This is a genomic window from Legionella sheltonii, assembly GCF_026191355.1.
Classification (GTDB): Bacteria; Pseudomonadota; Gammaproteobacteria; order Legionellales; family Legionellaceae; genus Legionella; species Legionella sheltonii.
Genome location: NZ_JAPHOQ010000004.1, coordinates 1 through 26,983 on the forward strand (window position 1 = coordinate 1; position 26,983 = coordinate 26,983).

Consider the following 26,983-nt stretch of genomic DNA (forward strand, 5'->3'; position numbering starts at 1 on the left):
AAAGGTGACAAAAGAGATAGTAGTGCTGACAGTAAAACCTTTTTTATTTTTTGAAGCACTAACAAATGAATCAACATAGGCCTTTATGTATTATATTTATTCACATTTTTATCGCGCAAGAATTTTGAAAATGCCTTTTGGTTATTTTTACTCCAGTTGCTTGAAATAATAGAAGAGGCTTTACTTTTTGTATAATTTACAACCAAAACAACTTAAAAGCATTTAAGCAAAGCACCAAAAGGAATGTTTAGAGGAACGTTTTTAATATAAAGTTCTTGGGAATTTTGGTTTATTGTTGTAACTCATTGATTTTACAATGCCGCTGATGTGAATCGAACACACGACCTTTTGATTACGAATCAACTGCTCTACCGACTGAGCTACAGCGGCTCAAGGAAAAGTATACTTAAGTTAAATGATGATGCAACTGTGCGCATCGTTTGAGATTAATATTTTTATAAAAAAAAAGGAATTATATTCTTTTTTATTGAAATGCTCTTCTATTAATATTGAAACTCAGGATTGCCCTGTAATAATTTTTATTAATTTAGTTAAAAGATATTCAAACAGGTAAAAAATGATTTATAATATCGCCCTAATTATTTTTTTCTATCCATTTACTAAAAAATTTAGTGTAAATAGAAAAAATTTAGTTTTAAATTATTAAAGATGAATATAACATAGCGTCACCCAAAAATATGACAACCTGTGAGAAACAAACAGTCCGTGAAAAAGAGCAAGATAGCAATAGATAAACCCATTAAAGACAGTGGTTATAGCCGAAGATTGAAAGACCGTCATGTGCAACTTATAGCCTTGGGGGGAATTATCGGCTCGGGTTACTTTTTAGGCACAGGTGAAGTGATTAACCTGGTTGGCCCTGCTGTATTTTTAGCTTATATCCTGGGCGGATTGATTATTTTTCTAACCATGCTTTGCATGGGTGAGCTTGCGGTAGCAATTCCTATCTCAGGTTCCTTTGTTACCTATACTGCTGATTTTATTTCCCCATCAGTTGCTTGTGGCGTAGGATGGTCTTATTGGATCAGTTGGGTGGCGTACATCCCTGCCGAATGCGTTGCAGGGGGGATAATCATGGAGATGTTTACTGGGGTAAATGGTTATGTATGGGCTGTTTGCTTTGGTTTACTTATTACTTACATCAATCTTGCTAAAGTCGATACTTTTGGGGAGATCGAATTTTGGCTTGCTTTAATCAAAATCTTAGCTTTATTTGGCTTTGTTATATTAGCTATCCTAATTTTCTTTGGTCTCATCAATGGCTCAGAATCGGGTGGATTTATTGGATCCAAGTACATCTTTGGTGATGGTGGGCTTCTTCCTAATGGCACCATGTCCTTATTGACCGCTATGGTTCTTTTATTGGTTAACTACCAAGGCTCCGAAATCATTGGCCTTGCTGCTGGAGAATCAGAAAATCCTGCGCGCATGATCCCTCATGCCATTCGAAATGTAACGTTAAGAATTCTTTTTATCTATATCATCCCCGTATTTTGTTTGGTATTAATTTTTCCCTGGCAAAAAGCAGGCTTATCCAATTCCGTGTTTGCTGATGCACTAAACTTTTACAATCTAAAATGGGCTGGGGCTGTGACCAGCTTTGTGACCCTAAGTGCGACTTTATCTTGTGCTAATTCCGGATTTTATGGCACGGTGCGGGCATTAAATGCCTTGGCACGTGATGGCATGGCACCGCACACTTTTGCTAAATTCAATCATAATTCAGTACCTCAAAATGCGGTTATCGCAACCTTAATTTTCATCTGGATTCTTTTAGGTGTAGGTTACTTTTTTGGACAAACAAAACTTTATATCGCCCTACTTCTAGTATCCGGATTTACCGGCACATTGGCATGGATTTCTTTATGCACATCACAAATTCGCTTTAGAAATCGACTATACCAAGCGGGATACACTACCGAAAATCTGCGCTATGTGACTCCCTATTCACCCTATACCGGCATTTTGGCCATTATACTCATGCTCATTGCTTTGTTTTTCTTGGTATTGAATAAAGATCCCACCTATAAACTTGCTTTCTATATAGGCATGGTGAGCTTTGTAGTTCCCATCATAATCTATAAGATTTTTGATTTATCGAAGAAAAGGAAAAAAGCGCTTCACGTTAAAACTCGTGTTAAGTTTCAGGATCTTTTTCCCCCAGTTTAATATGTGGCGTGTTGTGGTGAAGCGCCTGTCTCTTACTCACCTCTCTGTCCACGCCCGACAACGACTTGTTCCCAGTTAGCCCCGGGACTCCTGTTTTAGGGTACGCTATTGAATATCGAGGACAAGCTGCGCAACTTCGGAGAGCCAGGCTCGACTCGCTTTTCAGGGATGTATAGAAGCTTCAAATGAAGGATGTCATAAGCCAGGGCAGCGTGTTAGTTTATGGGGGTTTACCGCATATCCAGCCCAAACTGGCAATGAAATTTAAGAAGAAACCCCCTGCCCATAATTCAATACCTCTGAAGTAGGAATAGGCGTAATCACTGAATCAACTGGATAATTTGAAAAAAAGCTCATACCTTGAGCTGGCATCATACTGGATAAAAAATTCAAAATTTCCTCAGGATTGTCACGATGTTTTTTTATGGTTTGATAAATTTGATTTTCAAAATTGAGATTTTTTAAACCCGTTAAAGTATTAAGAATTTCTATTTTTTTAATAATTTTTTGTTCTTTCTTAGTATCAAAATGACATGTTTTAATAAATTCAATAGCATCACTTATACCAAATAAACTGCTTTCGAAGAGAAGTTTATTAACATAATGACCTTGGGGATGCTTGATGATTCCTGACAATTCTCCTTTAGCTTCGAAACCTGCCTGTTTGATTCCTTCGGTTGAATTACTATCTCCTTCTAAAAGTGCCACTTCTATCCGCTTAATACCTTTATCAACTTGTTCTATTTTAATACTCTTTAAAAAGCTAGACATAGCTTCTGGTTGACATAACGGTTCCATAATTAAGAAATCAATTTCTGCACTATGATGCAAACGTTTGTATTGACTGTAGGGAGCCAGGTGGCACATGCCGATTATTTCATCATTATGTTCATATACGTATAAATCACCACTACCCAGAAACTCGGAAAAATCAGAGAAAAAATCTTCATGGGATTTTGCTTTAAGCCCAAGACTTTGTTGTTTCTTCTGATATAAGTCATAGCTCTTTTGAAAATCAACGCTTTTCGCCTTACGTAAATTGCAGTGAACGCATTGATGTTGTGGTGAGTGAATTGAATCTAAGGGTTTTACTTGCGGTTTATTGATGAATTTTACCATGAAATTTTCTGGAACGAACCATTTCTCTTGATGAGTACCTTCATAACGTCGAAACCAATCATCATAAATGGCTTCTAACTCAAATCCTGCTTTTTGATAAATATGTTGTGCTGCGGGGTTATCTCCTTCGACACTCAATTGGATACGTATAATTTGGGGTTGTTTTTTAATTTCCTCTATAATAGCGCTTAGCATTACTTGCGCATGTCCTTTACCACGATACCCTTCACTGATCGCAAAGGAATTAATTTCCACCACATGCTGAGAATCGCCCGAAAAAGGGGTTAATCGACAAATACCAATAATATTTTGTTCATTATCCTCGTAAACATATAAAGTGCTTTTTTGTATCATATTTACAAAGTCGTCATCTAATTCATTCACAGAGCCATATGCCATAAATGGATTAACACTGGATTGCATGTAAATTGCTTTCCATGCAGCAAAATCTTTGGAGGTTGCTTTTCTTAACATATGAATTATCCAATTCAAAACTTGGAAAATATTTTAACACAAATTAACTTATGTGATCATTAATTGATCAATTGTGGTCAAAAAATGAAATCTTCTTGTTTTCTTTTAGACCAAAACAATAAGACCTATATAGGAAATGCTGAGAAAAAATAAGCACCCATAAAACACTATATCCTTTACGGAACAATCATAGTCCAAAAAGAATAGATACTTGCTAGTAACCTAATAATGATGGCCCTTTATGCTCAAAACTCAGGGCTCCGCATGCTTTACCAAGGCTTCACACTAATTTGTAACTAATGCAACTTTTCTCCATTAGGGACTTTGGGGTCGGTTGTTATGAGACATATCGCTCCATTAGCATCAGAGAATCCAACTAATAAAAATTGAGAAGTAAAGCCCGCTATATTTTTTTCACCTAAGTTGACGCATCCAACCACAGAGCGACCCAATAAAGTTTCTGGCGTATAGTGTACGGTAACCTGAGCAGAGGTTTGTAATATGCCGATATCCTTCCCAAAATCCACCCAAACCTTATAAGCAGGTTTCTTAGCGCGAGGAAACTCTTCAACCTTAACCACCGTACCAGAACGTAAATCTATTTTGGCAAAATCATCATAAGAAACAATCGTCATGAACACCTCTTCTCAATCAATGAATACAATAAAACAAACGATACTCATCAACCAATTAGGATATTGGCACTGCGCTGGTTGTATTTAATTCAGGAACTAAGCTTTTTAATAAAATAAATAACTCGTCATCCTGATTTTCTTCACATGCTGAATGCAACAGGCGCATTGTTTGGATTAGTTCGTCCCAATTTAGCTCTCGAAATTTTGCCTTGAATAATTTTTCATGTTCGGTTGGAGCCAATTGTTCTGATTCGTGGAACAACTCTTCAAATAACTTCTCTCCTGGACGCAATCCCGTGTATTCAATCATAATGTCTTTTCCAGGCTCCTTCCCTGCCAAACGAATCATTTGTTCTGCTAAGTAGCTGATTTTAACGGGTTCGCCCATATCCAAAACAAAAATTTCTCCACCTTTTCCGTTAACCATGGCTTGCAAAATTAACTGGCATGCTTCGGGTATTGTCATAAAATATCGTTGCATATCAGGATGAGTTACTTTGATCGGGCCCCCGCTTAGTAATTGTTTTTGAAATAATGGAACGACACTTCCAGCCGAGCCCAAAACGTTTCCAAAACGGACCGTAATGAATTGAGTCTTAGACCTACCATCTAAGTTCTGACAATAGATTTCAGCCACACGCTTGGTAGTTCCCATAATATTGGTCGGATTCACAGCTTTATCCGTAGAAATCAAAATAAATTTTCCAACATTTACCGATACACTAGCCCTAGCAACAACCTGGGTTCCGAGCACGTTATTCATCACCGCAACACGTATTTGATTTTGCAAAAGAGGTACATGCTTATAAGCCGCGGCATGAAATACAATTTCAGGTTGAAAATTCACAAAGAAATGATTTACTGCTACTTCATCAGTAACACTCATCAACATGAATTCTATAGAAATATCTGGAAAGTTTTGTTTTAATTCCAGTTCAATTTGATACAGATTAAATTCACAGTTTTCAATAATTGCTAAGCTCTTGGGCTTAAGCGCTAAAATTTGTCGGCATAACTCTGATCCTATGGAGCCTCCCCCGCCAGTAACTAATACTCGTTTTCCAGCAATGCCCGCAGTTAACTTATCCCATTGCAAGTTAACTTGTTCCCTGCCTAACAGATCTTCTATGTTAACCGGCCTTAGTGCATTAACCTCCACTCTTCCAGAAGCTAAAGCATTAAGACTTGGAAGTGTGCTAAAAGGTGTTTTACTTTCTTCACAACACGTTACAATACGTCGCATCACTGAAGAGCTTGCTGAGGGAATCGCAATAAAAATCAAATCAATTGCATGCTCATTGACGCGCTGAGTAATTTGACTCGTAGTTCCTAAAACAGGTACTCCATGAACTTCCAAACCCCGTTTTGCCAGGTTATCATCAATAAAACCGACAGGAATGTATTGCTTGGAGCGCTTTAAATCGCGAGCAAGACCTTCACCAGCCATCCCCGCACCAATAATAAGCACTCGTTTCAATTCAACTGATTTATTACTGCTGGCTTGCTTGTCCCAATAAATCCTCCGCAACATCCTGCAGCTGCACAGAATAGTAGTTAAAATCATGCAATATAAGGGAAATACGGAACGGGGAACTTCGTGAAGCATTGACACTAAATACAAAACAGGAATTCCCAAGATCGTAGCAGTCAACGTAGCCTTTAAAATTCTCACCACATCATTTAACGAAAAAAAGCGCCATAAACCACGATATGTTTTAAAATAAAAGAAACAGGCAACCTGGATTGCTGTCAATAATGTTAAACCAATAACTGAATGAGTCGAAGTCACTATTTTAGGAAACGGCTGCATGTTATAACGCAACCAATATGCAACATACCATGCTACCGGAATAGCGAGTAAATCACACAAAAGAACAGGTAATTTTTTATACAGTTTTTGTAAAAATACTGACATCTTTTGTATCATACGAGAATCCTTCACTCATTTTTATTACTAGCGAAATAGTACACTATATTTCTACATTTATCATGTCAAAAAATAGAAACCCCTGGAAAACCTTAGATAAAACTATTGCTTTTTAGATGGAAGAATAATTTCATATACTTCATAACGATATATCGAATCGGAACTACTACTCTCATAGGTTACACTGAGTTTATAGTGATATTTGTTCAACCGTGTTTTCAAACAAGCGTCACTCGGTGTATAGATAATTTTTCCGTGTTTGGTAAGTGAAGTTAAAATGATAATTTGGGGCTTTTTTTGCCAAATGCGATCACAAAAGTGCTGATACATATTCTGGGAAGTATGGTGGGTCATTTCTAAATTATTTAGACAATAGGAATCAATAAAATTGAGCGAACTGGCATAAGGAATTAATCCACTGTCCGCCAAAACAACCCAATCCCCAGTTGAAGCATGGTTATTTAACCAATCTACAATTTTATTGCGTAACAGCTCTCCTCGAACCGGATTTTGACTGAAGTAGCGATAATCTGCCAAACTCATTTTTGGAATTAAAAGGCCTAAAATGACCAAAGAACTTAAATAAAAAAGTAATCTGAAAGTAGAATCTCTTTTGCCTCGGTAAGCATATACGAGGGTGCTAATTCCTTGAACTACTAAAGGAAGGAGCAAAGCAAAAGCAGGTAAAAAAAGCCGATTTTCAAAAGCTACAACAGGATCTGAATTGGCCAACATAATGAGATAGGCAAGACTAGGTAACCATAAAAAATAATGGCGTTTATCTTTAGCCTTAATACAAGCTGGCATAGCTAAAAGAGCTAGAGGCCAAATCAATTTAAGGTAGTGAAGATCCAAAGCAAAGGTAAATGCTTTAGATAATCCCTTACAATACACTGAATTGGGGAATAGAAATCCAAAATAAATGAGACGCCAAACAAAATAAGAGCCATAGAATAAAACCAGCGTAATACAAAAAAGCAAAACCCCAACTTGGTAGTGTTTTATTTCCTCCCTTGGTCTATCCCAATACATTAAAATAAAAAATAAAACCATGAATGCAGGAGCTTCTGGTCGTGTCATTCCAGCAAGTGCAAGCAAAATCCCAGCACCTATGAAATAAGCATTTATTGCGACTCCGCGTGGGTTAGGCGCAAATCGATACCCCATGCCTTTGAAACAACAATAGACGGTTCCGCATAAGAGGGCTTCGTATACTGTGGTTTCCAAACCACTGGTAGCCCATATAATTTGCCCTTTATAGAGTAACAGCCCCATACAAGGCAAAAGTGATTCACGTTGTGAAAACCAAAATCGACTCATTAAATAAATGAAACAGCAGGTAATAAAAAGACCTATTAATCCTGCCATTTTTAAAACAACCACAGGATTACCTTTGAACAGAAGTGTTAAAGCCCCTAAAGCAACAAAGCTAAAATTGGAATAACCTTCTACTGGAGGAGCATGCAAATTCCATAAAAGCCCCTCTCCTGCTGCCCAATGCTTGGCGTAACGTAACGAGATAAACATATCGTCAATGGTAAACGGCCAGATTGCTTGTATTTGCAAAACAAATAGATAGAAAAACAATACAATAAGAATGCTGTCATACCATTGAAACCGAGGTTTCATTGAGCCAAAGCCATAAAGGTCAAGACGACAAAACACCAAAGATTGATTCGTGACAATCGATCACTTAAAAAAACAATAACGGGATCATCATTTTCAATATCTTGCGTTGCCAGCCAGGCAAAACGCCACAATGCAATTGCTGCAAAGGGTACTGTTAACATAAAATAAAATGACTCATCACGAGCATAGATAATATAGAAAACATAAGTAATAAAACTGCTAAATCCTATTGCTACAATCAGCCAATGAAGGACTAGAGGATTATATTTCTTCAACACTTTGCGAGTAGCATGCTTTAATCCTAACTGCATCTCCATTCGCCGTTTATTTAAAGCAATAAAGAGACTAAGTAAGGTTGCTGCTCCAATTAACCAAGTAGAAATAGGTAATCCAATACCCAAAGTTCCAGCTAATACGCGCAGCATAAATCCTGCGGCAATACAAAGCACGTCAATGATAGGAATGAGCTTGAATAGATGGTTATAGGCGACATTAATTACTAAATAAATGCAAAGAATAATAGCCAGTTTCTTCGAAATCAGCCATCCCAAAGTTAGTCCAGTCAGTAGCAATAAAAACAACATGAAAATCGCTTCAGATACAGAAACTTTCTCACTCGCTATAGGCCTATGTCGTTTGTGAGGATGCAAGCTGTCTTCGGTTCTGTCTTCAATATCATTATAAACATAAACAGCACTTGAAATTAGGCAAAAAGCTAAAGAAGCAAGTAACGCCGGAATAAAATATCCAGGAGTCGGTGTATAACAAAAACCAAGCATCACAAAGACTGCTTTAGCCCAGTGAGACACTCGAAGAAGCATAAACAAATGTTTCAGCCTTTCCGTGAAACTCACATTTTTCACATCATTCATCGATTCACTCACCTTATCTATTCCTGTAAAATGGAGCTAGGGCGGAGTAACGCATAAGCTACCCTCACCCTGAACATAACAAAGGATTTCCCATCGTCACACGATATTGCAGCGCGGAAAAACCTCGCTATGCGGGATGACGAGCCTATGTACTTCACACCACATACAATAACTATAGTCATTAAGCTTAAAAGTATCATAATCCTGAAAAAATGCATCATTTCAATAGGTTAATTGGTAAATAAAATAAAAACTTTCAACATATTGAAACAATTTAGTAAAAAATAGCCAAATAACATTGCAATTATACAATTACGAAGTAAGATAAAATATACAAAAAAGGAATTTACGCGTATCACGCAAAAAGAATGCCAATGGACGGGGGATATCATGCACTTTATTCTTGCACCTGGATGTATCGCTAAGTTTGACCATTTACGTAAGGATTATGAAGCAGAACGGCATGTTGATTTGAATGCAAAGCCTTCAATGATAGGCACACCCGTTTTTTTTGGTGGGACTGATGTTGTCAGCCGTAGTAAACAAGTTGCCTTTTTAGAAAAAGTAAAAGCGGTGCTTAAAGTTCACTTACTCCATGAGGAAGACATAAAAACACCTCTGCAACGACAAGCATACATCATTGCAGAACGCTTTATGATTGCAGCGTGTTTGTTTGTGCAATCTCAAATTGGCAGTTCCAAACGAAATTCTGCTTTGTACCGAATCATCGAAGACAATTTGGGAGTAACTACTGAAAACTTCCTGGATGATGAAGATAAAGAAACGTGTTATTTGACCGCAGAGCGGCTCCTTAAAACGCCAAGTGCCTTTGAGCATGCCAATATAGCATTAGGAAAAGATGGGCATAAGCCATTTACTGAAAAAGAATGGAATGATTTTGCTGAATTTTTGAAAGAGATGTGCCATAAAAAGGAAGTTCCGGATCAAGTCAGAAACTTTCCTGTTATTTCATTTACCCAACCCTTATTTGGAGCAGCTTTTTCTTATGTAGGAGCTACTGTAGGTGTCGTCCTGGCCGAGGGAGTAAGTAATTCTACCACCGCAATATCACCTAGAGTTCAATTAACCGCTCTCGTCGGGAGTACTTTATTAATTTTTAGTCCTGCCGGAACAACAGGTGTCGCTCTTTTTGCACCCGTAATTGCCACAAGGCTCCTCACTTCATTTTGTACTATCAGTTTGGCCCATTTAATGGGAACAGCAGCAGGATATTTAGGGCAAGGAGTAGGCATTGGTATAGGGTTTCCTTTTGATGCCGCATACAATTTACTTTGGTCCGTTTGCTCGCTAATAAGCAATTATTACAGCAAAATACCAGAGCTTGCTCCAATAGATGGAATACGTATTGCTGATGGTGCAACAATTATTGCGGGCATACCGGTTCAATTAGTTCCTGAAAATGCATTACCTGAAGGTTGTACTAAAAAAATCCTTGAAATAACTGAAAAGGGTGAAATTCGCATTGAAGGTGAAGAAGTAAAAGAATCACAAAAACCAATGCAAATTCCTCCTGAAGTTATCGAGGAGTTAAAGAAACAATTAGCAAGTCGTACGCAGACACAAGAAAAGCCAGAGATTAAACAAGAACCCGAGCAAGGAAGTAAAAGCGAGGAAGCGGAATCGGATACCTTTAGCTTGGTTTAAGTGGTTTAAATGGAAGTACGCATTGAACTGGGTGCATCTGCACCCAGCAAAGTAGTTTAAGGACGATTATCAATTTCTTTGCGTTGGCTAGGCATGAAGTCTTTTCTATCAAGCCCCATTGCTACAGCCAAAGCCCCAGCAACATAAATCGAAGAATAAGTACCGATAACAATACCAATGATCAACGCCAGAGAAAATCCATGGATTGCTTCACCTCCATAGATAAACAGGGCAAGCACAACAAAAAGCGTCAATGTTGAAGTCATAATGGTTCGTGATAGAGTTTGGTTTATCGAAATATTCATAATTTCGATTGATGTGGCACGACGTACCTTAACAAAATTCTCACGAACTCTATCGAAAACCACGATGGTATCATTTAGAGAATAACCTATTACCGCCAATAAGCCTGCCAGTGCTTTCAAATCAAATTCAATGCCAAAAAAAGCAAAGATACCTAATATCAATACTGGATCATGGATGAGTGCCACCGCAGAGCTCACTGCAAGTCGGTACTCAAAGCGCATGGCGATATAAATCATTGTTGCTAGTAAGGAGACAACAACCGCAAGGGCACCTTTAGTTGCTAATTCTTGCCCTACTTGTGGCCCGACAAAATCCACTCTTTGTTTTACAGCACCTGGAAGAGCACTCATAACTTGGTCTACTAGACGTGCTTGCTCTTTATCTTCCCGAGGGGCAATGCTGATTAGTACGTCTTTAGAGGTTCCATAGCTCACAACCTGAGCCTCTTTGAATCCTGCCTTACTCAGACTTTCTCTAATCGAGGGCAAGTCTGCCGCAGAAGAATAAGAAACTTCAATTTGGGTTCCACCTGTAAAATCAAGACCCCACTTTAAGCCATGAATTGCTAAAGCACCTATAGAAACCACAAAGATCAATATGGAGAATATCGCCGTCCAACGACGAGCACCCATAAAGTCCACATTTGAATTTGGATTAAAAAATTCCATCTGAGCCCCGCCTTAAATACCAATAGATAATTTCTTAACAGTTCTACCACCATAATACCAATTTACAATAGCCCGAGTATAAGTAATGCCTGTTAACATGGAGGTGATCAACCCTAAAGAAAGAGTTACAGCAAATCCGCGTACGGGTCCTGTACCCACAGCAAATAAAATGATGGCTACGATTAATGTAGTTACGTTCGCATCAAGAATGGTAGCAAATGCGCGCTCGTATCCTGCATAAATTGCAGCTTGCGGTGATAATCCATGACGCAGTTCTTCTCGAATGCGTTCGTAAATCAATACGTTCGCATCGACAGCCATCCCCACTGTCAATACAATTCCCGCGATACCAGGCAAAGTTAATGTGGCATCGATCACAGACAATAAAGCACAAAGCAATACCAGGTTAAGTAACAATGCAATATCAGCAATGAGACCAAAAAGTCGATAATAGACCAGCATCAAGATCAGAATTAAGCCCATTCCCACTTGTAAAGAAACAATACCTCTACGAATATTTTCTTTACCTAAAGTAGGACCTACAGTGCGCTCTTCAATAGGATAGATGGCAGCAGGTAAGGCTCCAGCTCTGAGCAATAAAGCCAAGTTACTTGCTTCTTTACTGTCGGCGAGTCCAGTAATCTGAAAATTGTTTCCTAAAGCATTTTGGATCACTGGAGCACTAATCACACGCTCCTCTCTATGGGTAATCCTTTTTTCCTCTCCATTGACAGTTTGTATGCTATTTTTTGTTTCAACATAAACAATAGCCATCCGTTTGCCAATGTTCTCGCGAGTCACTTTGGTAAACAGACTTTCACCACCCCCACCAAGTTGTATTTGTACTGCTGGAGTTGCTGTTTGCTGATCAAAGCTAGAAACTGCTGAAGTAATTGAATCACCACTCAATACCACTTGTCTCTTTAACAAAATAGGACGTCCATCCATCATGAGTAATTTATCATTGACAGGGATAGCTCCTGTTTGCTTGGCAATTTGTGGGTCATTATCCTGATCCACTAAGTAAAATTGTAGGGTTGCTGTTCCGCCAAGAATTTGTTTTGCACGGGCCGCATCTTGAATTCCAGGTAAGTCAACAGCGACACGGGTTGCTCCTTGTTGCTGAACGACCGCTTCACCAACACCTAACTCATTAACTCGGTTGCGTAAAATACTCATTGTTTGCTCAATTGTATTTTGACGCATGCTGTTCAATTCGACTGGTGTAATCGATGCCATAAATTCATTATCTGTTTTACTTTTTGCGAAAACAAGATCAGGAATTTTTTCCTTTAAACCTATATAGGCATTATTCATAGATTCACTATCACGGAAATGTAAACTAACGCCTTTATCTGCTATATAACGAATACCTGTATAACGAATACCAAGATCTCGCAATTCTTGGCTAATGTTTTTCATGATCCCTTCATAACGTCGGCTAATCACACTGTCCACATCAACTTCTAACAGAAAGTGCACCCCGCCTCGTAAATCCAAACCTTGCTTCATAGGTGCAGCACGAATAGAGTCCAACCAATTGGGTGTAGAAGGAGCCAAATTCAGGGCTACAGTATATTGGGAGCCTAAAGAATTTTTAATGGCGTCGCGAGCTAATAACTGGGAATCAGTAGATGAAAAAACGACTTCAACCGCTTCGCTTTGAGCGATGATTGATTGAAAAGGTAGTTTATCTTTTTGTAAGAGCGCTTCTACCTGATTCTTTAATTCATCATAATCTACAGGCGTTTCAGACGAAATTTGTACTACAGGATTTTCTGTATACAAATTGGGTATGGCGTAAATAAACCCAACGACTGCAATAACAATCAGCATTAGGTTTTTCCATAGAGGATATTTATTTTGCATTTCCGTGTGTCCCTATGACTTTATTTAAAGCGATTTTAAAGTGCCTTTGGGCAATACAGTGCTTACTGCGCCTCTTTGTATATTAATCTCAACACCTTCTGCAAGACTGATCTTGATGTATTGGTCATCCAGACTAACTACTTTAGCTAAAATACCACCTGAAGTAACGATTTCATCACCTTTCTTTAAACGGCTTATTAATTCACGATGTTCTTTTGCTCTTTTATTTTGAGGTCTTATAAGCATAAAGTAGAACAACACAAAAATAGCAGCGATCATAACGAGCGAAAAAGTTCCATCTGCTTGAGGCGCTGCTGTAGTCCCCGCTGCAGCCAGAGCATCGCTAATAAAAAAACTCATACTGTCTCCTTTAATCTACTATTGATAACCGCGTGACATCATATAGTGAATTGACCTTAAGGTAAATGAATCTATGTGGAAATTAAAAGAGTTTTTCATAATTTAAATGGGCGCTGCTTCATGCCCCAGATTATTATAGAAGTGATTTCTTGTGATACAAAAGAACAGGGGCAGTTAAGCGGCCCTCACCTTATGCCCAAGCTCCAATAACCTAGCCTAGCTGGTTTTTATCTAAATACTTGTAAAATATTAGATTCAATGATGTTGTGATTTTTGGAATCAACTTCAGGAACTACTACTGCTCTGCTAAAAAATCTTGCGAAAAGCTCTGTTTTTAGTTTTGTATCCTTCTTCAATGAATATTGACCCGTTTCACAGGAGTTATTTTGAATTTTTTCCCAGCCTCTTTCTTTTTCTCCTTCAAATGCATCTTCATTTTTCTTTGTTTTTTCTATATCTGTGATATTTATATGTTTAGTCGCATCAAGAAAAATCGACTCTGCTACTTCATAAGGTATTTCGATCCCATTTATTTCAATTAACCTATTGCTTATATAGAAAAGATAATGAGCATGTTTTTTTAATTCTAAACAGTATCTGATAAATGTCACATCCTCAGCTATTTTATGCTCTAGCCTAGTCATTACCTCTCTTGTTGTCATACTTTTTCTAATACAAATATGATCTTCCGCATAAAATTTAAGAAGAAAAAGAGTTCCATCACTCAAACATTGATCAAGTTGGAGGCTATGAATGTCTTGTCGACAGGATTTCAATAACTCATATAGGGCAAGCAATAGAAGATATAACAGGAAGAGAAAAATAATTCCGAGAAGTGTCACACCTATAGCTTCAGGAAGAGTATAGTAGAGCATCGCTTCTGAACAATATTCATTATGCAATTGTATGCACTCACCCGGTCTCAAATCATTGTGACGACTGCATTCATCAACAATCGAATAGTTGGGATCCATGAGGGTTCCATTGAGTGCATAACAGGTAGAATTTGTACCAGCATTGGTACTTACTACTAAATTTTTCCAAAGATCCTCAAGCTGTGATTTTTTTATGAATCGAGTAATAAAATCATATAATAAATAACTATAGCCTCCTCCCCAAGCCCCACTTAAAAGAGTAGTAGTTACTACCATTTTTATACTCGATTTTTGACCGCTCGTTAATTTAGGCCCCGCTTTAATAAGCTCAATACAACGGTTTAGATCTATTTGACGGAATTTAAGTTCAGTTAATAAAAGGTCATGTTCTCCAATAGGTTCTATTTCAGGATAATCAGGCTTACGCACCATTGAGGTTTCAATCTCCCCCTTCTCTTCCTTTTCTCTGGAGATTAGGGGTTGAGCTTCGAGATCAAATTTATCGTTAGCTTTTTTCTTTCCTTTAGAAAATAGTCCAAACATTTCTACCCTTATTTATATTTTTAAATATTAAAGTATCATCCAATCCATAAAAGCATTTGCTAGGTTTTTCAGCCCAGCTTACGCTGGCTTTCACGCTATAGTTTCAGTTCAGTATTTTCCACTTCCTTTGATGAGGATGCTTTTCTTTTTTCATCTTCATTAGCCAATATTGCCAGTACAGGAGCGCAGTCATATAACAAAACTCTTATGTGAGATAAAAGATGGGGGTCAGTATCCAATGTTAAAAATGACTCGTCAAGGTAAAATAGGATCAAGATATTTTATTTGAAAACAATAAGATACTTGATAAATAGTTTTCACTTTTACTCTTAAAAAGCCTTAAAATTATCTCTAATTTTAAGCTGCAGGAACTTAAACTTATTTTTTACTTAGAAAAATAAAGTCGCAGCTTCAATTCCAAATTTAAGCGATAACCTGTGCAGCAAGCGTAGACTGGGCTGGAAAGCTTGTCTCGGCAACAACAATCGATCAATGTTCCCATTAACATCATAATTTCGTATTATTGCATCCTATTTTTTCTAGAGAATAATGGTATGAAACTGAGTGATTTAAAAGCAATGGTGGAATTCTCAAAACTCATGTATAAGCAAGTTGATAAATCTTCATTTAAAGAATTAACAGAATTTATGGGAACTTTCAGTGAAATTTATTCTCTATTTCAAACTAGGGAACGCTATAAAGTGGATAATGCTGATATTCCATCTGAGCTCAAGGCTTTTTTTGATCAAAATGATTCTGAACTTGATCTATTAAGCCGACAGACTTTAGCTTTGGCGGATTCTATAGACGATGAGTTTAAAAAATTTCGTTCATCTGAGAACTCTTCTCTAGTTGGACAATTTTTTTCATTCTTTGTGCAATCGGATTCTGATCGCAAAGTATCGTCAAGCAGTATCTATAATACAGGAATGAGCCAAACAACGAGTAGCACTTCAGTTACCCTGGATAGCATTCTAAAGAGATACAAAACAAAGGATAAAAATGTCGCCCTCAGAAGAGCGGCTCACCAAGGAAGTGTTGCGGATGTTGAGTTGCTAATTAATAACTTCGGGGCCGATATTAACAACAAAAGTAGTAATGGTTTTACGGCTTTGGACTGGGCTTTTTATAATAATCAGATGGAGCCACAAGGTGTTTTTAATACATTATGCTGGCTAGGAGCAGATCAATCAACTCTTAGGCCTCTTCTTGAAAAATATGTAACCGATGATGAGTCTGAATTTCCTACAAAGGATATTGCCCTAGCAAGAGCCATGGAACAAGAAAATCAAAAAGATATCCGCGTATTAGTCGATAAGTACAAGGCAGACATTGAAAAAGCTCAAGAAATTTTGGATGCTAAAACATCATCTCTAAGCTTCTTCTGATAAAAGTACTCATTAAGGAACAAATCGCGGTGTCGTTGAAGTTTCATGATTACATTTAAATATTTAGGGCATACCAACTCAGTATTTGCCCGGAGTTTTGGTTAAATTTAGTTTTAGGAGAATAAGAAGTGAAAAGTAAGATTCCATCTGATTTTAAATGCGGGTTAAGCACTATTGCTTTACTTACATTACTAACATTAGTAAGCAACCATGCAGCTGCAAACACTGTAGTGTCTTTAGGGCAAATGGCCTCAAACATTACTGGATCATTTACTAGTCTGGCTAAATTAATTACTGCGGGTGCTTACTTGGCAGGCTTGGGATTCTCTATTGGAGCTATTATGAAGTTTAAACAGCACAAAGATAACCCGACTCAAATTCCAATTGGAACGCCAATTGCTATGGTCTTTATTTCTGCTGCTTTATTATTTCTCCCTTCCATTCTAGGTGTAACCGAAGTAACCATGTTTGGATCGAGTGGAGGTGAAACTGCAGGACCTAATGGAATCATTTTTGGTAGCCAATAAGTTGGGGGGCTGCGTCTACCTTTTGTGGAGATTGACTAAGGTAGATGTCCAATTTTAAAGAAAAATCCTTTTGTACAAAATTAGGGAAGTTCATTAAATGGATTAGCCATTCTAATAAACAGAACTTCCCATCTGAAGTAATCCACTGAAGAACTCAGGTCCTGCATTATGTTGCTTTCGAATAAGTTGTTTTGGCAAGCCGACTAAAAATTTAGGAAAAAATTTAAGGATACTATATTGGCTAAAAAATCTGGAACACCAAAACGTCGAATATACTGATTCATATAACCAATTTCAGTGTTTAACAATGGGTTTATTTTATAACCTAATCCAACAAAATATCGGTTTTGATCAAAACCACTGCTGTTTGTACCTACAAAATTATTCTTGTGAAAAAAAACTTCATCGCTTGTAACAAAACTCATTTTATTAAAATGCTTGAAAGGAACTGAAATTTTAATCAGTTGTCTCAAACGAAAGGCTGTCTTGGGATTATTTTCTAAAAAGCGCTGTTCTGTACGGGTTCTACTGGTAAACGTTAAATATTTATTCGTTTTAGTCCATAACAATTGTTGCCAAATACGATCCTCCTCAAAAGGATTAGGCGTGTTCGGTTTCCCTGTATAAATCCAGGCATATCCAATCCAGATGCTTAGATTATCTGTGAATGCATAGCCTAATCCTGGACGTAATAAAATCTGTGAAAAACGACTGCTATCATCCCCGAAACGCTCTTGATTTTCCAACCAATATCGTAGACGGCTTATAAATTTCTTGTTACTGTGAGTCTCACCAATTGCAGTAATATTGAACCAGGTTTGAAAATCACGTTCTAGAGCACAACTCCCCTTTGTAGACCATGAGAAAATAAACATTCCTGTTAAAAAACAGGATAAAATACCATTCCTTTGCATTGATGTTCTTAATATAAAAGAGGACTATTCTAATTGACGACACTCCATTTGGAAAGAGTTGTAGCTCTAGGCGATCGTTAGGCTAAAACCTCAGTTAATCCATGAGGTCTTTTTAAAGAATAATGCATCCGCTCCTGTGGTGCGCTTTTTTATCCTCCTGGGCAATAGCATTGGATTTATCAACTTTTTCGAGGCAATTCCTAAAGAAATCGATATGGGAAAGGTTTTGATAGGCAAGGTGCTGAACATCTTGTATTAACAAAGTTAATTTCTCATGAAGCAATCGTTTTGCTGCTTTAAGATCATCAATCCTTTCATCATATAAATCCATGAAGTCTTTTTTTACCTGTTCATTCTGCACATTAATTGATCTTGGAGATTTCTCCAAAAGATAGGTTTTTACTAATTTATTCATGCTTGCGGCAAATTTATAATTGCCCTCGATTTGGAGTAATCGATAGGCGTCTCGTAAAAAATCATAAAGCTCATCAATATAAGTCGTATCAAAAATTGCCTTTAACTCATTTTTATTATCTTGCTTAATGACTTTTTCCAAATGGTGGCATATACAGCGGTGAGATCTAATGCACATACGGATCCTTGTTATAGATATTCAGCAAATATATTAAAAATACCCATGCTGTGCAAATAATATTAGCGGCATCCTAAACGTTATACGCATGCTGAATTAAAACATGCGGGTCATAATCAGATCGCACTTCCAAAATAGATAATGAAATGTCAGAAGCTTGCGCCCTGACGCTCTGCAATCACAGGTTTAAATGGGTTAATTTCTGCCAATGGGATTGTAGCAACAGGTAAACTCAAACGGCTTAGGCTCGACCTGCCTACTTAAACGTAAGTAATAACCTTCATGTTTAAGTAATGAATGAATATTAAGTAAATGATCAACCTCATATAAATAATCGCGATGCGGGGACTGCCAGTCAGCAATTTGTATTAATGCTTTTTGTTTCGCCTCAAATTCATTAGCAGCAACTACAAAAATATTTTTATGTAATTCGGTAAATTGCTTCTTATCGTAACCGCCCAGGTTTACGAAAAATAATTTATTATCACTATCTTCTGACGGCTCCTGTGAAATTTGAATGCTATATCCATCTGCATACTTTAAAATACCCCAAGCATCTATATGCAAACTTTTGGGGATACCCCACCAACTTTTTTTAAGAGCATCATAGGTATCTTCAATAGAATTAGCGACTATAAAGCGGAGATCATGGAGTTCGATTAAAGAATTCGGGTGGGAACCACCAATATACACTACAAATAAATTCATTATTTAATTTATCCTATTTGAAGCAACAGATTTTAAAATTTTTGTCTGGATTTCAACATTAAAAATTACCTCGCCCCTGGTGCTCAATGTTCACCTCAAGGAACAAACCGCTGTAAAGTCCAGGTTTCATCGATGCGTTTTGCATTTATTGAATCCGACAACCGATGTTCATTTAATTGATAAAATTTTATCACCTCAGGAATAATGATATAACCCACGTATTCACGAGGCCTTTCTGGAAGATTTTTTTTATATTGCTCTTTTAAAGCAATCAACTCTTCATCTAACTCCTGTGGTTTATTGATCAATTGTCCGGACTTTGTCCCATAAACTAAAAAACGCAACCTTCGCTCTTGGTCATAAGTCTCCCAGTTTTTTAAATTTTCTTGTTCGCTAACTGGCCTTGCTTTTCCAAAAACAGTAACTTGTCTTTGCGTCTTCGGTAACATAAAAGTGAAAGAAACATAGGGATTAACTGAAATATGTGCTACTTTTGCACTACCCAGCTGGGTAAAAAAAAGCAACCCATGTTCGTTTATTTCACGAATAGCTACTGTACGGCTTCTAGGAAATCCATTTTCATCTACTGTCGCTAAAACACCCATATTAAATGGTAGATCTTCTGATTCGAGCCAGACCTTCATTAATCTTAACAACCAACTATAATCAACTTGTTCAGGTAACTCTTGCAGACACCAGTCTCTGTCCGTGAATTGCATTTTTTATATCACTTTATTCAACTCAGATGCGTTCGATTATATTACTAATTTTACTAATCATCATAATGGGATCTGTAACTAATTGTGATATTAATATAGTTCATGAATACCCTATATAAAGAAACACCCTTAAACTGTGCACGAACCTTAGTGTTCCTAATTTTTTAAACGAAGATAATTAGATATTTTTTCTTTTATCTCTTTGCTTGCTTACCCTTTGTACGTCGTTCATGAAAAACATAGTATAAGCCCGGTAAAACCAATAAGGTCAAAAAGGTAGAAGAGATAATTCCGCCAATGACCACCGTAGCAAGAGGCCTTTGGACCTCAGCCCCAGTTCCCGTCGCAAGCGCCATGGGCACAAAACCTAGTGAGGCGACCAAAGCCGTCATTAATACAGGTCTTAGACGCGCCAACGATCCTTGCAACACTGCATCTTTTAAATAGAATTTCTTCTCTTCATGGAGTTTATTGATAAAGGTAATCATGACTAAACCATTGAGTACAGCAACGCCGGATAAGGCAATGAACCCAACACCTGCAGAGATAGATAAGGGGATCCCGCGTAACCACAAAGCAAAAATACCACCAGTTAGTGCGAGAGGTATTCCTGTAAAAACCAAGAGTGCATCCATTACTCGCCCAAAACTCATAAAGAGCAATAAGAAAATACCTAATAACGTGATGGGGACTACGATTTGTAATCGCTGTGAGGCAGATTGAAGCTGTTCAAACTGACCACCCCAGGTTACCCAATAGCCGGAAGGTATTTTAACGTTTTCATCGATGCGCCGTTTAGCGTCGTTCACGAATGAACTTAAATCCCGATTTCTAACGTTTGAAGTAACCACCACGCGTCGTTTTCCGATCTCGCGACTGATTTGGTTTGGGCTTTCACTACGAACCAATGAGGCGACCTCACTTATAGGAATAAAGTGCTGCTCTCCATCCTTGGCAAGAGGTAGCGGTATAAATATTTGGCGCAACACGTTCGGATCAGTTCGCAACGATTCAGGCAGACGTACCACTATATCAAAACGCTTATCCCCCTCAAAAAGCTCCCCACCCTTCTTGCCCCCCGTGGCAATCACTATTGCATCTTGAACCGTACTTATTTGTAACCCATAGCGCGCCAAGGAGTCACGATTAATTTCAATGGTTAATAGAGGCAATCCACTGACTTGCTCGACCTTCACATCAGCCGCTCCTGGTATTTGTTTTAATTGAGCACTAATCGCTTCCGCTGTTTTTAACAAGGTATCCATATCATCACCGAAGACTTTTACCGCCACATCACTACGAACTCCTGAAATAAGTTCATTAAAGCGCATTTGAATAGGTTGGGTAAATTCATAATTATTCCCCGGAATTTGTTTTACAGCGTTTTCCATTTCTTGTACTAATTCCTGCTTCGTTTTTTTAGGATTAGGCCAGTCCTTACGCGGCTTTAAAATAATGAACGTATCAGCCACATTCGGAGGCATAGGATCAGTAGCCACCTCTGCTGTCCCTAACTTGGAAAAAACAGTTTTTACCTCAGGGAACTCCCTGACTCGTTTTTCGACCAAATCCTGCATCGTAATTGCCTGGGTCAAACTGGTGCCAGGAATTCGCATCGCATGCATGGCAATATCTCCTTCATCAAGGCTTGGAATAAACTCACCACCTAAACGAAAGGCAATTAATAACTCATGTTACGCACGATCTATTTTAAGCAGCCATATTTTTAAGCTCCCGCCATGCAAGCTGATTTGCTCTAAGGATCAATCTGTACTTAATGGCAAAATGATTTAATTGAGTTTTTATCTTCAACAATTCCAGCTTGCAGTATGCAATAATAGAAGCATAAATATGATTACACTGAGTTTTAACGGTTCGAGTGGGCGACTTGGTTAAGCTTGCATTTTGCTTAATTGATTTGTGATACTCTTCAATCCGCCACCGTTTCTGGTACACTTCATAAAGACGTTCGGCACTACTTGGCATGTCATTAGAAACAAGATAGAGAATTCCTGTTGAACCGTTTTCGTTTTTGAACACTTTTTTCAGGAGCCTCACGGGGAAGTCTAGGCCTTTAAGCCAGACTGTGTGGGCTACATCCTCTTCTAATTCTAAAGCTCTTACTTGTTGGTACCGTCCGTTTTTGGCCTCGTTTTCAGATAAAGCTAACGTGCGGTTAGATTTAATCCCAATGATAAACGATTTTTGAAGGTCTTTATGGATGTGAACCATATTGGCCTTCGAGCCAAACCAGTTGTCTGCAAGCACATAATCAAACATCACTTTATTGGTAATGGCCTGAGTAATCAGGTTTTGAAATAATTGATTTTTGGTAACCGATGATTTTCTTCTGGCTTGTTTGGTTTTAATATCACAATAGGCAACATCTTTTTTAATCACCTCATACCCTATGGGTACACTGAAGTCAGCATAGCGAACCATGCATGACAAGATGTTGATTCCTTTGAGCACGCTCCCTTTAGCATGAGAGTAATGCCAACAATTAATTTCATTCTCATCCGTGTAGGGTTTCTCTTCGATGGAGTCATCCAGTATTAAGACACCACCAACCGTTTCTTGCGACCTCACTGGCTTTTTTACATAGCGCCAAAGGGATTTTGAATCAAAAGACTCAAAACGAAGAAATCGAGTCACCTTGTCATGCGCAAATGCTCCATCAACCAAATCAGATAATCCGGTGGCTGTCGCATATTTGTTCTGACAAATTAAATAATCACTATAAAGATCAAGCATATCCATTTAACTTCCTCCCTAAAATAAGGACGAAATTCTAATGCTTTTTATTCAAACTACAAGGTCATGTGCGTAACATGAGTTAATAAACTGATCACCACTAAACCTAGAGCCACACCAATGATCGTTTTTCGCGCATGAAAACAACGGCGCAATACTTTGCTATAGCCCATAGAGAGATGATGCACTAAAGCATTTTCCTTTTCTTGCAGGTGTCCGCGTAAAAAAATAGCTATAGCAGCAGGCACAAAAGTTAATGCAAACAGCATCGAGGCTAATAGCGCAATAATGACGGTTTCTGCCATAGGTAAAAACATTTTTCCTTCAACACCAGTCAGGGTGAGTATCGGTAAATAAACCACCGTAATAATAAAAACACCAAAAATACTGGGTCTAATTACTTCCGTCGTGGCATACGAAATGACTTTTAACCGCTCTTCCAAATTTAAGATACGATGCAGTGCATGCTGTTGCTCACCCAGATGCTTAATACAATTTTCAACAATAATGACCGCGCCATCCACAATTAAACCAAAATCCAAGGCTCCCAAACTCATTAAATTCGCGCTGATTTGATTGCTCACCATGCCAGTAATAGTCAATAACATCGACAAGGGAATCACCATAGCAGTAATAAGCGCTGCTCGTATGTTTCCCAAAAATAGAAATAAGATGATGCAAACCAAGAGCGCACCTTCCAAAAGATTTTTTGTCACCGTATGAATGGTGGCATTAACCAATAGAGTGCGGTTATATACGGTAACCGCCTCAACCCCCTCGGGAAGGGATTTATTAATTTCCTTCATTTTGGCAGCAACGCGCTGAGAAACCGTTCGACTATTTTCCCCCATCAACATAAAGACCGTACCTAGTACTACTTCTTTACTGTTCTCAGTAGCAGCACCAGTTCGTAACTCCTTGCCTAAAGCGACATCAGCTACGTCATGAATTCGAACTGGGGTGCCTTCAAAACTAGCAATAACAATATTTTCAATATCGGAAATATTTTGTACCTGCCCCGGCACCCTGATTAAATATTGCTCGCCATTCGTTTCAATATAACCCGCACCGACGTTCGCATTATTACGTTTTAATGCTTCAACCACATTATCCAGACTTAAACGGTAACGCACTAACTTCATCGGGTCCGGTGTAATATGAAATTGTTTTTCATAGCCCCCAATGGTATTGACTTCGGCAACCCCCTCCACATTTCGTAATTGAGGTTTAATAATCCAATCTTGTATGGAACGAAGCTCGGTTGGATTATACTGCTGAGTTTTTAGCACATTAGGCTTATTGGTGACGATGTACATAAAAATTTCACCAAGACCTGTTGAGATGGGGCCTAAGGTGGTTTCGGCGTCTGGAGGCAATTTATCTTTTACTTCTTGCAAGCGCTCATTAATCAACTGGCGGGCAAAATAAATATTAGTTCCATCTTTAAACACCACTGTAACTTGTGATAATCCATAGCGCGACAAAGAACGGGTATAATCCAAATTGGGCAAACCACTCATGGCCAATTCAATTGGGAATGTAATACGTTGTTCCACCTCATACGGAGAATATCCAGAGGCTTGGGTATTAATCTGTACCTGAACGTTGGTAATATCAGGCACAGCATCAATAGGAAGACGTTGAAAGTTATAAATACCCAAAATGGCAATAATCAGGGTAAATAAAAGCACAAACCAGCGATGTTTTAAAGAAAAGCGAATAATGTGTTTCAGCATTTCTATTCCTTAGTCCTCATGGCTTGCACCTTCTTTACCAAGCTCTGCTTTCATAAAAAAGCTGTTTTTACTCACATAACGCTGTCCTGCATCAAGCCCTGAGATCACCTCGACCCATTGGTCATCTTTTTCTCCTAAAATAACCGGGGTTGCTTCAAAATAATCCCCTTCTTGAACAAAGACTACATCCACATTATTAAGCCTTTGTAGGGCAGAAATTAATACCGCCACTGGCGCTTTTTTTTCTTTGATAATTACAGAACCATTCACATACATACCGGGCAGCCAGATATGATTGTCATTCGATAAAACAGCTCGAGCCAGAGTAGTTTGACTGTCCTCTATTCCTAAAGGCGCTATATAAGAAATACTCGCTGTAGATTCAGGCGCTCCCCCATCTCCAGTCACAATGACTTCCATGCCTTGTTTGACAAGAGGCGCTTCTTTGCGATACAGGGTGAAGTCAGCCCAGACAGTAGCCAAGTTAGCCACCTCATAAATGGGTTTGGTATTTTGCGCAAGCTCTCCATTGGTCGCATATTTTTGTATAATGGTTCCGGTGATCGGGGCTGTGATGGTATAGTTTTGCAGACTTTCATTACTTTCAATAATCGCCAATACCTCTCCTTTAGTAACTTCTTCACCGAGGTTTTTGGTTAATGACTTGATAATGCCCGAATACCGAGCATAGATGGGCGCCAAAGTATCACGATTAGGGACGATTTTCCCAACCACTTTTAATTGAGTTTTTATGGTATGACTTTGCGCTGTTGCTATTTCAATATCAGCCGACTTCAGAATATCTGGCACAATTTTTACGCGCCCCTCATAAGTTGCGTAATGCCATTGATATTGCTTGCCGTCAAACACCAATTGAATACTGACATCAAAAGAATGAGGTTCTTGGACAATTTGATTGCTTTGCAAAAAATCCTCAATGTGCTTAAAGGTAATTTCTTCCTTTTTTCCATTAAATCGAGTCAGTTGAACGGTTAATCGGGCCGCCTCAGGCGAAATAAGTGCACCATCCTTGTAAAGAAAAGCTCGAAAATGGGGTGGCATTGCTCTTTCAAAAATTAATAACTCTAAAGCAATGCTGCTTTCTTTAAACAATCGACCACCCTGAGGGCCTTTAGCAATCTCTTCCTGATGCCCCTCTTTTTCTGCAACAGAGGATTCTTCTGAAGCCCAGAGAGAAAAGCAATTGAATCCTAATAGAAAAATAATCAGTGATAGGGTAGAAAAAACTGATTTTAGTGGTCTCATTTACTCTCCTTAGAAGGATGTAATCCTAATAGCGCTGTCAGTTGAATCAACGACTTATGATAATCGGCATGGGCCTGTTGGTAGTGCCGCTCTTCCTCATACAAGGTATTGAGTGCTGTGGATAATTCAATATAGCTGTAACGCCCCATCTGATAACCATCTTGGGCTAATTTGATGGATTTTTTCGCCAAAGGCAATAAAGAATCCGTAACTAAATTGGCCTCATAATTACTTTGTTTCGCTTGTAAAAAAACGGTATAGATATTTTGACGCACATCAAGACGAGTACCTTGTAGTTCGTGAGCAGTCTGCGTGTATTGCGCCTCTGCTGTCATGATTTTCCCTTGATTGCGGTTATAAACGGGAACCTCTGCAAATGCAGAGGCCACTACAGCATTACTACCATCATCAGAAAAATGACGTCCCCCCAATTGAATATTTAAATCGGGCCACACCGATTTTTTAGTTGCGGTGATTGTTGCTCGTTTGGCCTGTAATTGGAGTTGCATTTGGATCAGCTGCGGGCTTTGTGGTAGTTTTTTTAATAAATCAGACCATCTCAAGGTTAGTCCTGGCAAACCTTTATCAATCAAAGGGCGGTCCACTCTTAGACCGTCACCTAATAAACGAGCAAGTTTTGCTCGTTGCGCTAAAGCATCCCGCTCTGCTTTTCGTTCCTGAATTTTTGCATCGCCTAATCGGACTTGCGCTAGCCGTAAATCCAGTTCCGCGCCAGCACCGGCTTTAACTCGTCGCTGAATCGCTGAAACAATATTTTGATTTAAGCGAGTCAATTTTTTAGTAACCTGATACCATTGCCCAGCATAAAGAGCATCAACGTAAGTCACTCCAACTGTCATGTAAAGCATTGCTTTCTGAACATTAATCTGTGCTAAAGAGGCTAAATAGTCCGCGTAGGTTGCGGTTTTTAAATACTTAAGACGACCACCTAAAGGGATAGGTTGAGTTATTGAAGCAGTGGTTTCTGCAGCTTCATAACCTGAATAACTGCCCGAACCACCAAAGTTTTCACCCGTTAGAGTCAGTTGGGGATTAGGGTACAATCCACTTTGTATGAAAGCACCTCTCATGGCTTGCGCTTTATCTATTTCTGCCTGCAGTTCGGGATTATTACGATAAGCTATGGCCAGTGCCTGCTTAAAAGTAAGTGGGGTAGCAGCCTGTACTCCATTAAAAACGAATGGAATTAAGGCTGCTGTGATTAATCTTAAAAAATAATACATCCC

20 protein-coding genes, 1 tRNA gene and 2 pseudogenes are annotated in these 26,983 nt (G+C 38.4%); 4 read left to right on the forward strand and 19 right to left on the reverse strand.

The window, feature by feature from the left end:
• Window positions 1-317: 317 nt before the first annotated feature.
• Window positions 318-390, reverse strand: a tRNA-Thr gene (locus tag OQJ26_RS05205).
• Window positions 391-726: 336 nt separating this feature from the next.
• On the opposite strand from OQJ26_RS05205, the gene OQJ26_RS05210 reads away from it, so the two are divergent.
• Complete coding sequence (locus OQJ26_RS05210; protein WP_265702844.1) at window positions 727-2,190, forward strand: amino acid permease; 1,464 nt, start codon at window positions 727-729, stop codon at window positions 2,188-2,190.
• A 264-nt stretch (window positions 2,191-2,454) separates the two neighbouring features.
• On the opposite strand, the gene OQJ26_RS05215 is transcribed toward OQJ26_RS05210, so the two are convergent.
• The 5 genes from OQJ26_RS05215 to OQJ26_RS05235 all read right to left on the reverse strand — a co-directional run bounded on the left by OQJ26_RS05215 (window position 2,455) and on the right by OQJ26_RS05235 (window position 8,846).
• Window positions 2,455-3,783, reverse strand: coding sequence for a GNAT family N-acetyltransferase (locus OQJ26_RS05215; RefSeq protein WP_265702845.1), 1,329 nt, complete (start codon window positions 3,781-3,783; stop codon window positions 2,455-2,457).
• 296 nt (window positions 3,784-4,079) lie between these two features.
• Window positions 4,080-4,418, reverse strand: coding sequence for a tRNA-binding protein (locus OQJ26_RS05220; RefSeq protein ID WP_265702846.1), 339 nt, complete (start codon window positions 4,416-4,418; stop codon window positions 4,080-4,082).
• Between the two features lie 55 nt (window positions 4,419-4,473).
• Window positions 4,474-6,345 (reverse strand): polysaccharide biosynthesis protein, encoded by a 1,872-nt coding sequence (locus tag OQJ26_RS05225; protein WP_265702847.1) that lies wholly within the window; start codon window positions 6,343-6,345, stop codon window positions 4,474-4,476.
• A 102-nt stretch (window positions 6,346-6,447) separates the two neighbouring features.
• Window positions 6,448-7,974, reverse strand: a complete 1,527-nt coding sequence (locus OQJ26_RS05230; RefSeq protein WP_265702848.1) for a protein LphB — start codon at window positions 7,972-7,974, stop codon at window positions 6,448-6,450.
• Window positions 7,971-8,846: a decaprenyl-phosphate phosphoribosyltransferase gene (locus OQJ26_RS05235; protein WP_265702849.1), complete on the reverse strand. Its 876-nt coding sequence runs from the start codon at window positions 8,844-8,846 to the stop codon at window positions 7,971-7,973. The genes OQJ26_RS05230 and OQJ26_RS05235 overlap by 4 nt, the downstream gene beginning before the upstream one ends.
• A gap of 390 nt (window positions 8,847-9,236) precedes the next feature.
• Here OQJ26_RS05235 and OQJ26_RS05240 point away from each other — a divergent pair, with 390 nt between their 5' ends.
• On the forward strand, window positions 9,237-10,511 hold the full coding sequence (locus OQJ26_RS05240; protein ID WP_265702850.1) for a hypothetical protein: 1,275 nt from the start codon (window positions 9,237-9,239) through the stop codon (window positions 10,509-10,511).
• A 56-nt stretch (window positions 10,512-10,567) separates the two neighbouring features.
• Here OQJ26_RS05240 and secF read toward each other — a convergent pair whose 3' ends face one another.
• From secF to OQJ26_RS05260, 4 genes are all read right to left on the reverse strand, one after another.
• Window positions 10,568-11,485: a protein translocase subunit SecF gene (gene secF, locus OQJ26_RS05245; protein ID WP_265702851.1), complete on the reverse strand. Its 918-nt coding sequence runs from the start codon at window positions 11,483-11,485 to the stop codon at window positions 10,568-10,570.
• Between the two features lie 12 nt (window positions 11,486-11,497).
• Window positions 11,498-13,354 (reverse strand): protein translocase subunit SecD, encoded by a 1,857-nt coding sequence (gene secD, locus OQJ26_RS05250; protein ID WP_265702852.1) that lies wholly within the window; start codon window positions 13,352-13,354, stop codon window positions 11,498-11,500.
• 24 nt (window positions 13,355-13,378) lie between these two features.
• Complete coding sequence (gene yajC / locus OQJ26_RS05255; protein ID WP_058387535.1) at window positions 13,379-13,714, reverse strand: preprotein translocase subunit YajC; 336 nt, start codon at window positions 13,712-13,714, stop codon at window positions 13,379-13,381.
• Between the two features lie 227 nt (window positions 13,715-13,941).
• Window positions 13,942-15,132, reverse strand: coding sequence for a hypothetical protein (locus tag OQJ26_RS05260; protein ID WP_265702853.1), 1,191 nt, complete (start codon window positions 15,130-15,132; stop codon window positions 13,942-13,944).
• A 554-nt stretch (window positions 15,133-15,686) separates the two neighbouring features.
• Here OQJ26_RS05260 and OQJ26_RS05265 point away from each other — a divergent pair.
• Together OQJ26_RS05265 and OQJ26_RS05270 are read left to right on the forward strand one after the other, a co-directional pair.
• Window positions 15,687-16,520 carry an ankyrin repeat domain-containing protein gene (locus tag OQJ26_RS05265; RefSeq protein ID WP_265702854.1) on the forward strand — a complete coding sequence of 278 codons (834 nt, stop codon included), beginning with the start codon at window positions 15,687-15,689 and terminating at the stop codon, window positions 16,518-16,520.
• 128 nt (window positions 16,521-16,648) lie between these two features.
• Window positions 16,649-17,047: a type IV secretion protein IcmD gene (locus OQJ26_RS05270; protein WP_265702855.1), complete on the forward strand. Its 399-nt coding sequence runs from the start codon at window positions 16,649-16,651 to the stop codon at window positions 17,045-17,047.
• Between the two features lie 203 nt (window positions 17,048-17,250).
• On the opposite strand, the gene OQJ26_RS05275 is transcribed toward OQJ26_RS05270, so the two are convergent.
• The 9 genes and pseudogenes from OQJ26_RS05275 to OQJ26_RS05315 form a co-directional block, all read right to left on the reverse strand.
• Window positions 17,251-17,961: a DUF2490 domain-containing protein gene (locus OQJ26_RS05275; RefSeq protein ID WP_265702856.1), complete on the reverse strand. Its 711-nt coding sequence runs from the start codon at window positions 17,959-17,961 to the stop codon at window positions 17,251-17,253.
• Between the two features lie 112 nt (window positions 17,962-18,073).
• On the reverse strand, window positions 18,074-18,553 hold the full coding sequence (locus tag OQJ26_RS05280) for a hypothetical protein (protein WP_265702857.1): 480 nt from the start codon (window positions 18,551-18,553) through the stop codon (window positions 18,074-18,076).
• A gap of 195 nt (window positions 18,554-18,748) precedes the next feature.
• Entirely contained in the window at window positions 18,749-19,261 is a 513-nt protein-coding gene (locus OQJ26_RS05285; protein ID WP_265702858.1) for a DUF1543 domain-containing protein, read from the reverse strand.
• Between the two features lie 95 nt (window positions 19,262-19,356).
• Window positions 19,357-19,980 carry a pyridoxamine 5'-phosphate oxidase family protein gene (locus OQJ26_RS05290; RefSeq protein WP_265702859.1) on the reverse strand — a complete coding sequence of 208 codons (624 nt, stop codon included), beginning with the start codon at window positions 19,978-19,980 and terminating at the stop codon, window positions 19,357-19,359.
• Between the two features lie 194 nt (window positions 19,981-20,174).
• Window positions 20,175-21,668 (reverse strand): annotated as a pseudogene (locus tag OQJ26_RS05295) (CusA/CzcA family heavy metal efflux RND transporter); the annotation flags it as partial.
• Window positions 21,669-21,690: 22 nt separating this feature from the next.
• On the reverse strand, window positions 21,691-22,740 hold the full coding sequence (locus OQJ26_RS05300; RefSeq protein ID WP_265701959.1) for an IS701 family transposase: 1,050 nt from the start codon (window positions 22,738-22,740) through the stop codon (window positions 21,691-21,693).
• Between the two features lie 77 nt (window positions 22,741-22,817).
• Window positions 22,818-24,470: pseudogene (locus tag OQJ26_RS05305) on the reverse strand (CusA/CzcA family heavy metal efflux RND transporter); the annotation flags it as partial.
• A 9-nt stretch (window positions 24,471-24,479) separates the two neighbouring features.
• Window positions 24,480-25,736: an efflux RND transporter periplasmic adaptor subunit gene (locus tag OQJ26_RS05310; RefSeq protein ID WP_265702860.1), complete on the reverse strand. Its 1,257-nt coding sequence runs from the start codon at window positions 25,734-25,736 to the stop codon at window positions 24,480-24,482.
• Window positions 25,733-26,980 (reverse strand): TolC family protein, encoded by a 1,248-nt coding sequence (locus tag OQJ26_RS05315; RefSeq protein ID WP_265702861.1) that lies wholly within the window; start codon window positions 26,978-26,980, stop codon window positions 25,733-25,735. Before OQJ26_RS05315 ends, OQJ26_RS05310 begins: the two co-directional genes overlap by 4 nt.
• Window positions 26,981-26,983: the final 3 nt, after the last annotated feature.

Bases quoted from the DNA above. Each gene is read 5' to 3' on its own strand.
- OQJ26_RS05215 (WP_265702845.1), bottom strand. From the start codon at position 3,783: ATGTTAAGAAAAGCAACCTCCAAAGATTTTGCTGCATGGAAAGCAATT.
- OQJ26_RS05220 (WP_265702846.1), bottom strand. From the start codon at position 4,418: ATGACGATTGTTTCTTATGATGATTTTGCCAAAATAGATTTACGTTCT.
- OQJ26_RS05225 (WP_265702847.1), bottom strand. From the start codon at position 6,345: ATGATACAAAAGATGTCAGTATTTTTACAAAAACTGTATAAAAAATTA.
- OQJ26_RS05230 (WP_265702848.1), bottom strand. From the start codon at position 7,974: ATGAAACCTCGGTTTCAATGGTATGACAGCATTCTTATTGTATTGTTT.
- OQJ26_RS05235 (WP_265702849.1), bottom strand. From the start codon at position 8,846: ATGAATGATGTGAAAAATGTGAGTTTCACGGAAAGGCTGAAACATTTG.
- OQJ26_RS05240 (WP_265702850.1), top strand. From the start codon at position 9,237: ATGCACTTTATTCTTGCACCTGGATGTATCGCTAAGTTTGACCATTTA.
- secF (WP_265702851.1), bottom strand. From the start codon at position 11,485: ATGGAATTTTTTAATCCAAATTCAAATGTGGACTTTATGGGTGCTCGT.
- secD (WP_265702852.1), bottom strand. From the start codon at position 13,354: ATGCAAAATAAATATCCTCTATGGAAAAACCTAATGCTGATTGTTATT.
- yajC (WP_058387535.1), bottom strand. From the start codon at position 13,714: ATGAGTTTTTTTATTAGCGATGCTCTGGCTGCAGCGGGGACTACAGCA.
- OQJ26_RS05260 (WP_265702853.1), bottom strand. From the start codon at position 15,132: ATGTTTGGACTATTTTCTAAAGGAAAGAAAAAAGCTAACGATAAATTT.
- OQJ26_RS05265 (WP_265702854.1), top strand. From the start codon at position 15,687: ATGAAACTGAGTGATTTAAAAGCAATGGTGGAATTCTCAAAACTCATG.
- OQJ26_RS05275 (WP_265702856.1), bottom strand. From the start codon at position 17,961: ATGCAAAGGAATGGTATTTTATCCTGTTTTTTAACAGGAATGTTTATT.
- OQJ26_RS05280 (WP_265702857.1), bottom strand. From the start codon at position 18,553: ATGTGCATTAGATCTCACCGCTGTATATGCCACCATTTGGAAAAAGTC.
- OQJ26_RS05285 (WP_265702858.1), bottom strand. From the start codon at position 19,261: ATGAATTTATTTGTAGTGTATATTGGTGGTTCCCACCCGAATTCTTTA.
- OQJ26_RS05290 (WP_265702859.1), bottom strand. From the start codon at position 19,980: ATGCAATTCACGGACAGAGACTGGTGTCTGCAAGAGTTACCTGAACAA.
- OQJ26_RS05300 (WP_265701959.1), bottom strand. From the start codon at position 22,740: ATGGATATGCTTGATCTTTATAGTGATTATTTAATTTGTCAGAACAAA.
- OQJ26_RS05310 (WP_265702860.1), bottom strand. From the start codon at position 25,736: ATGAGACCACTAAAATCAGTTTTTTCTACCCTATCACTGATTATTTTT.
- OQJ26_RS05315 (WP_265702861.1), bottom strand. From the start codon at position 26,980: ATGTATTATTTTTTAAGATTAATCACAGCAGCCTTAATTCCATTCGTT.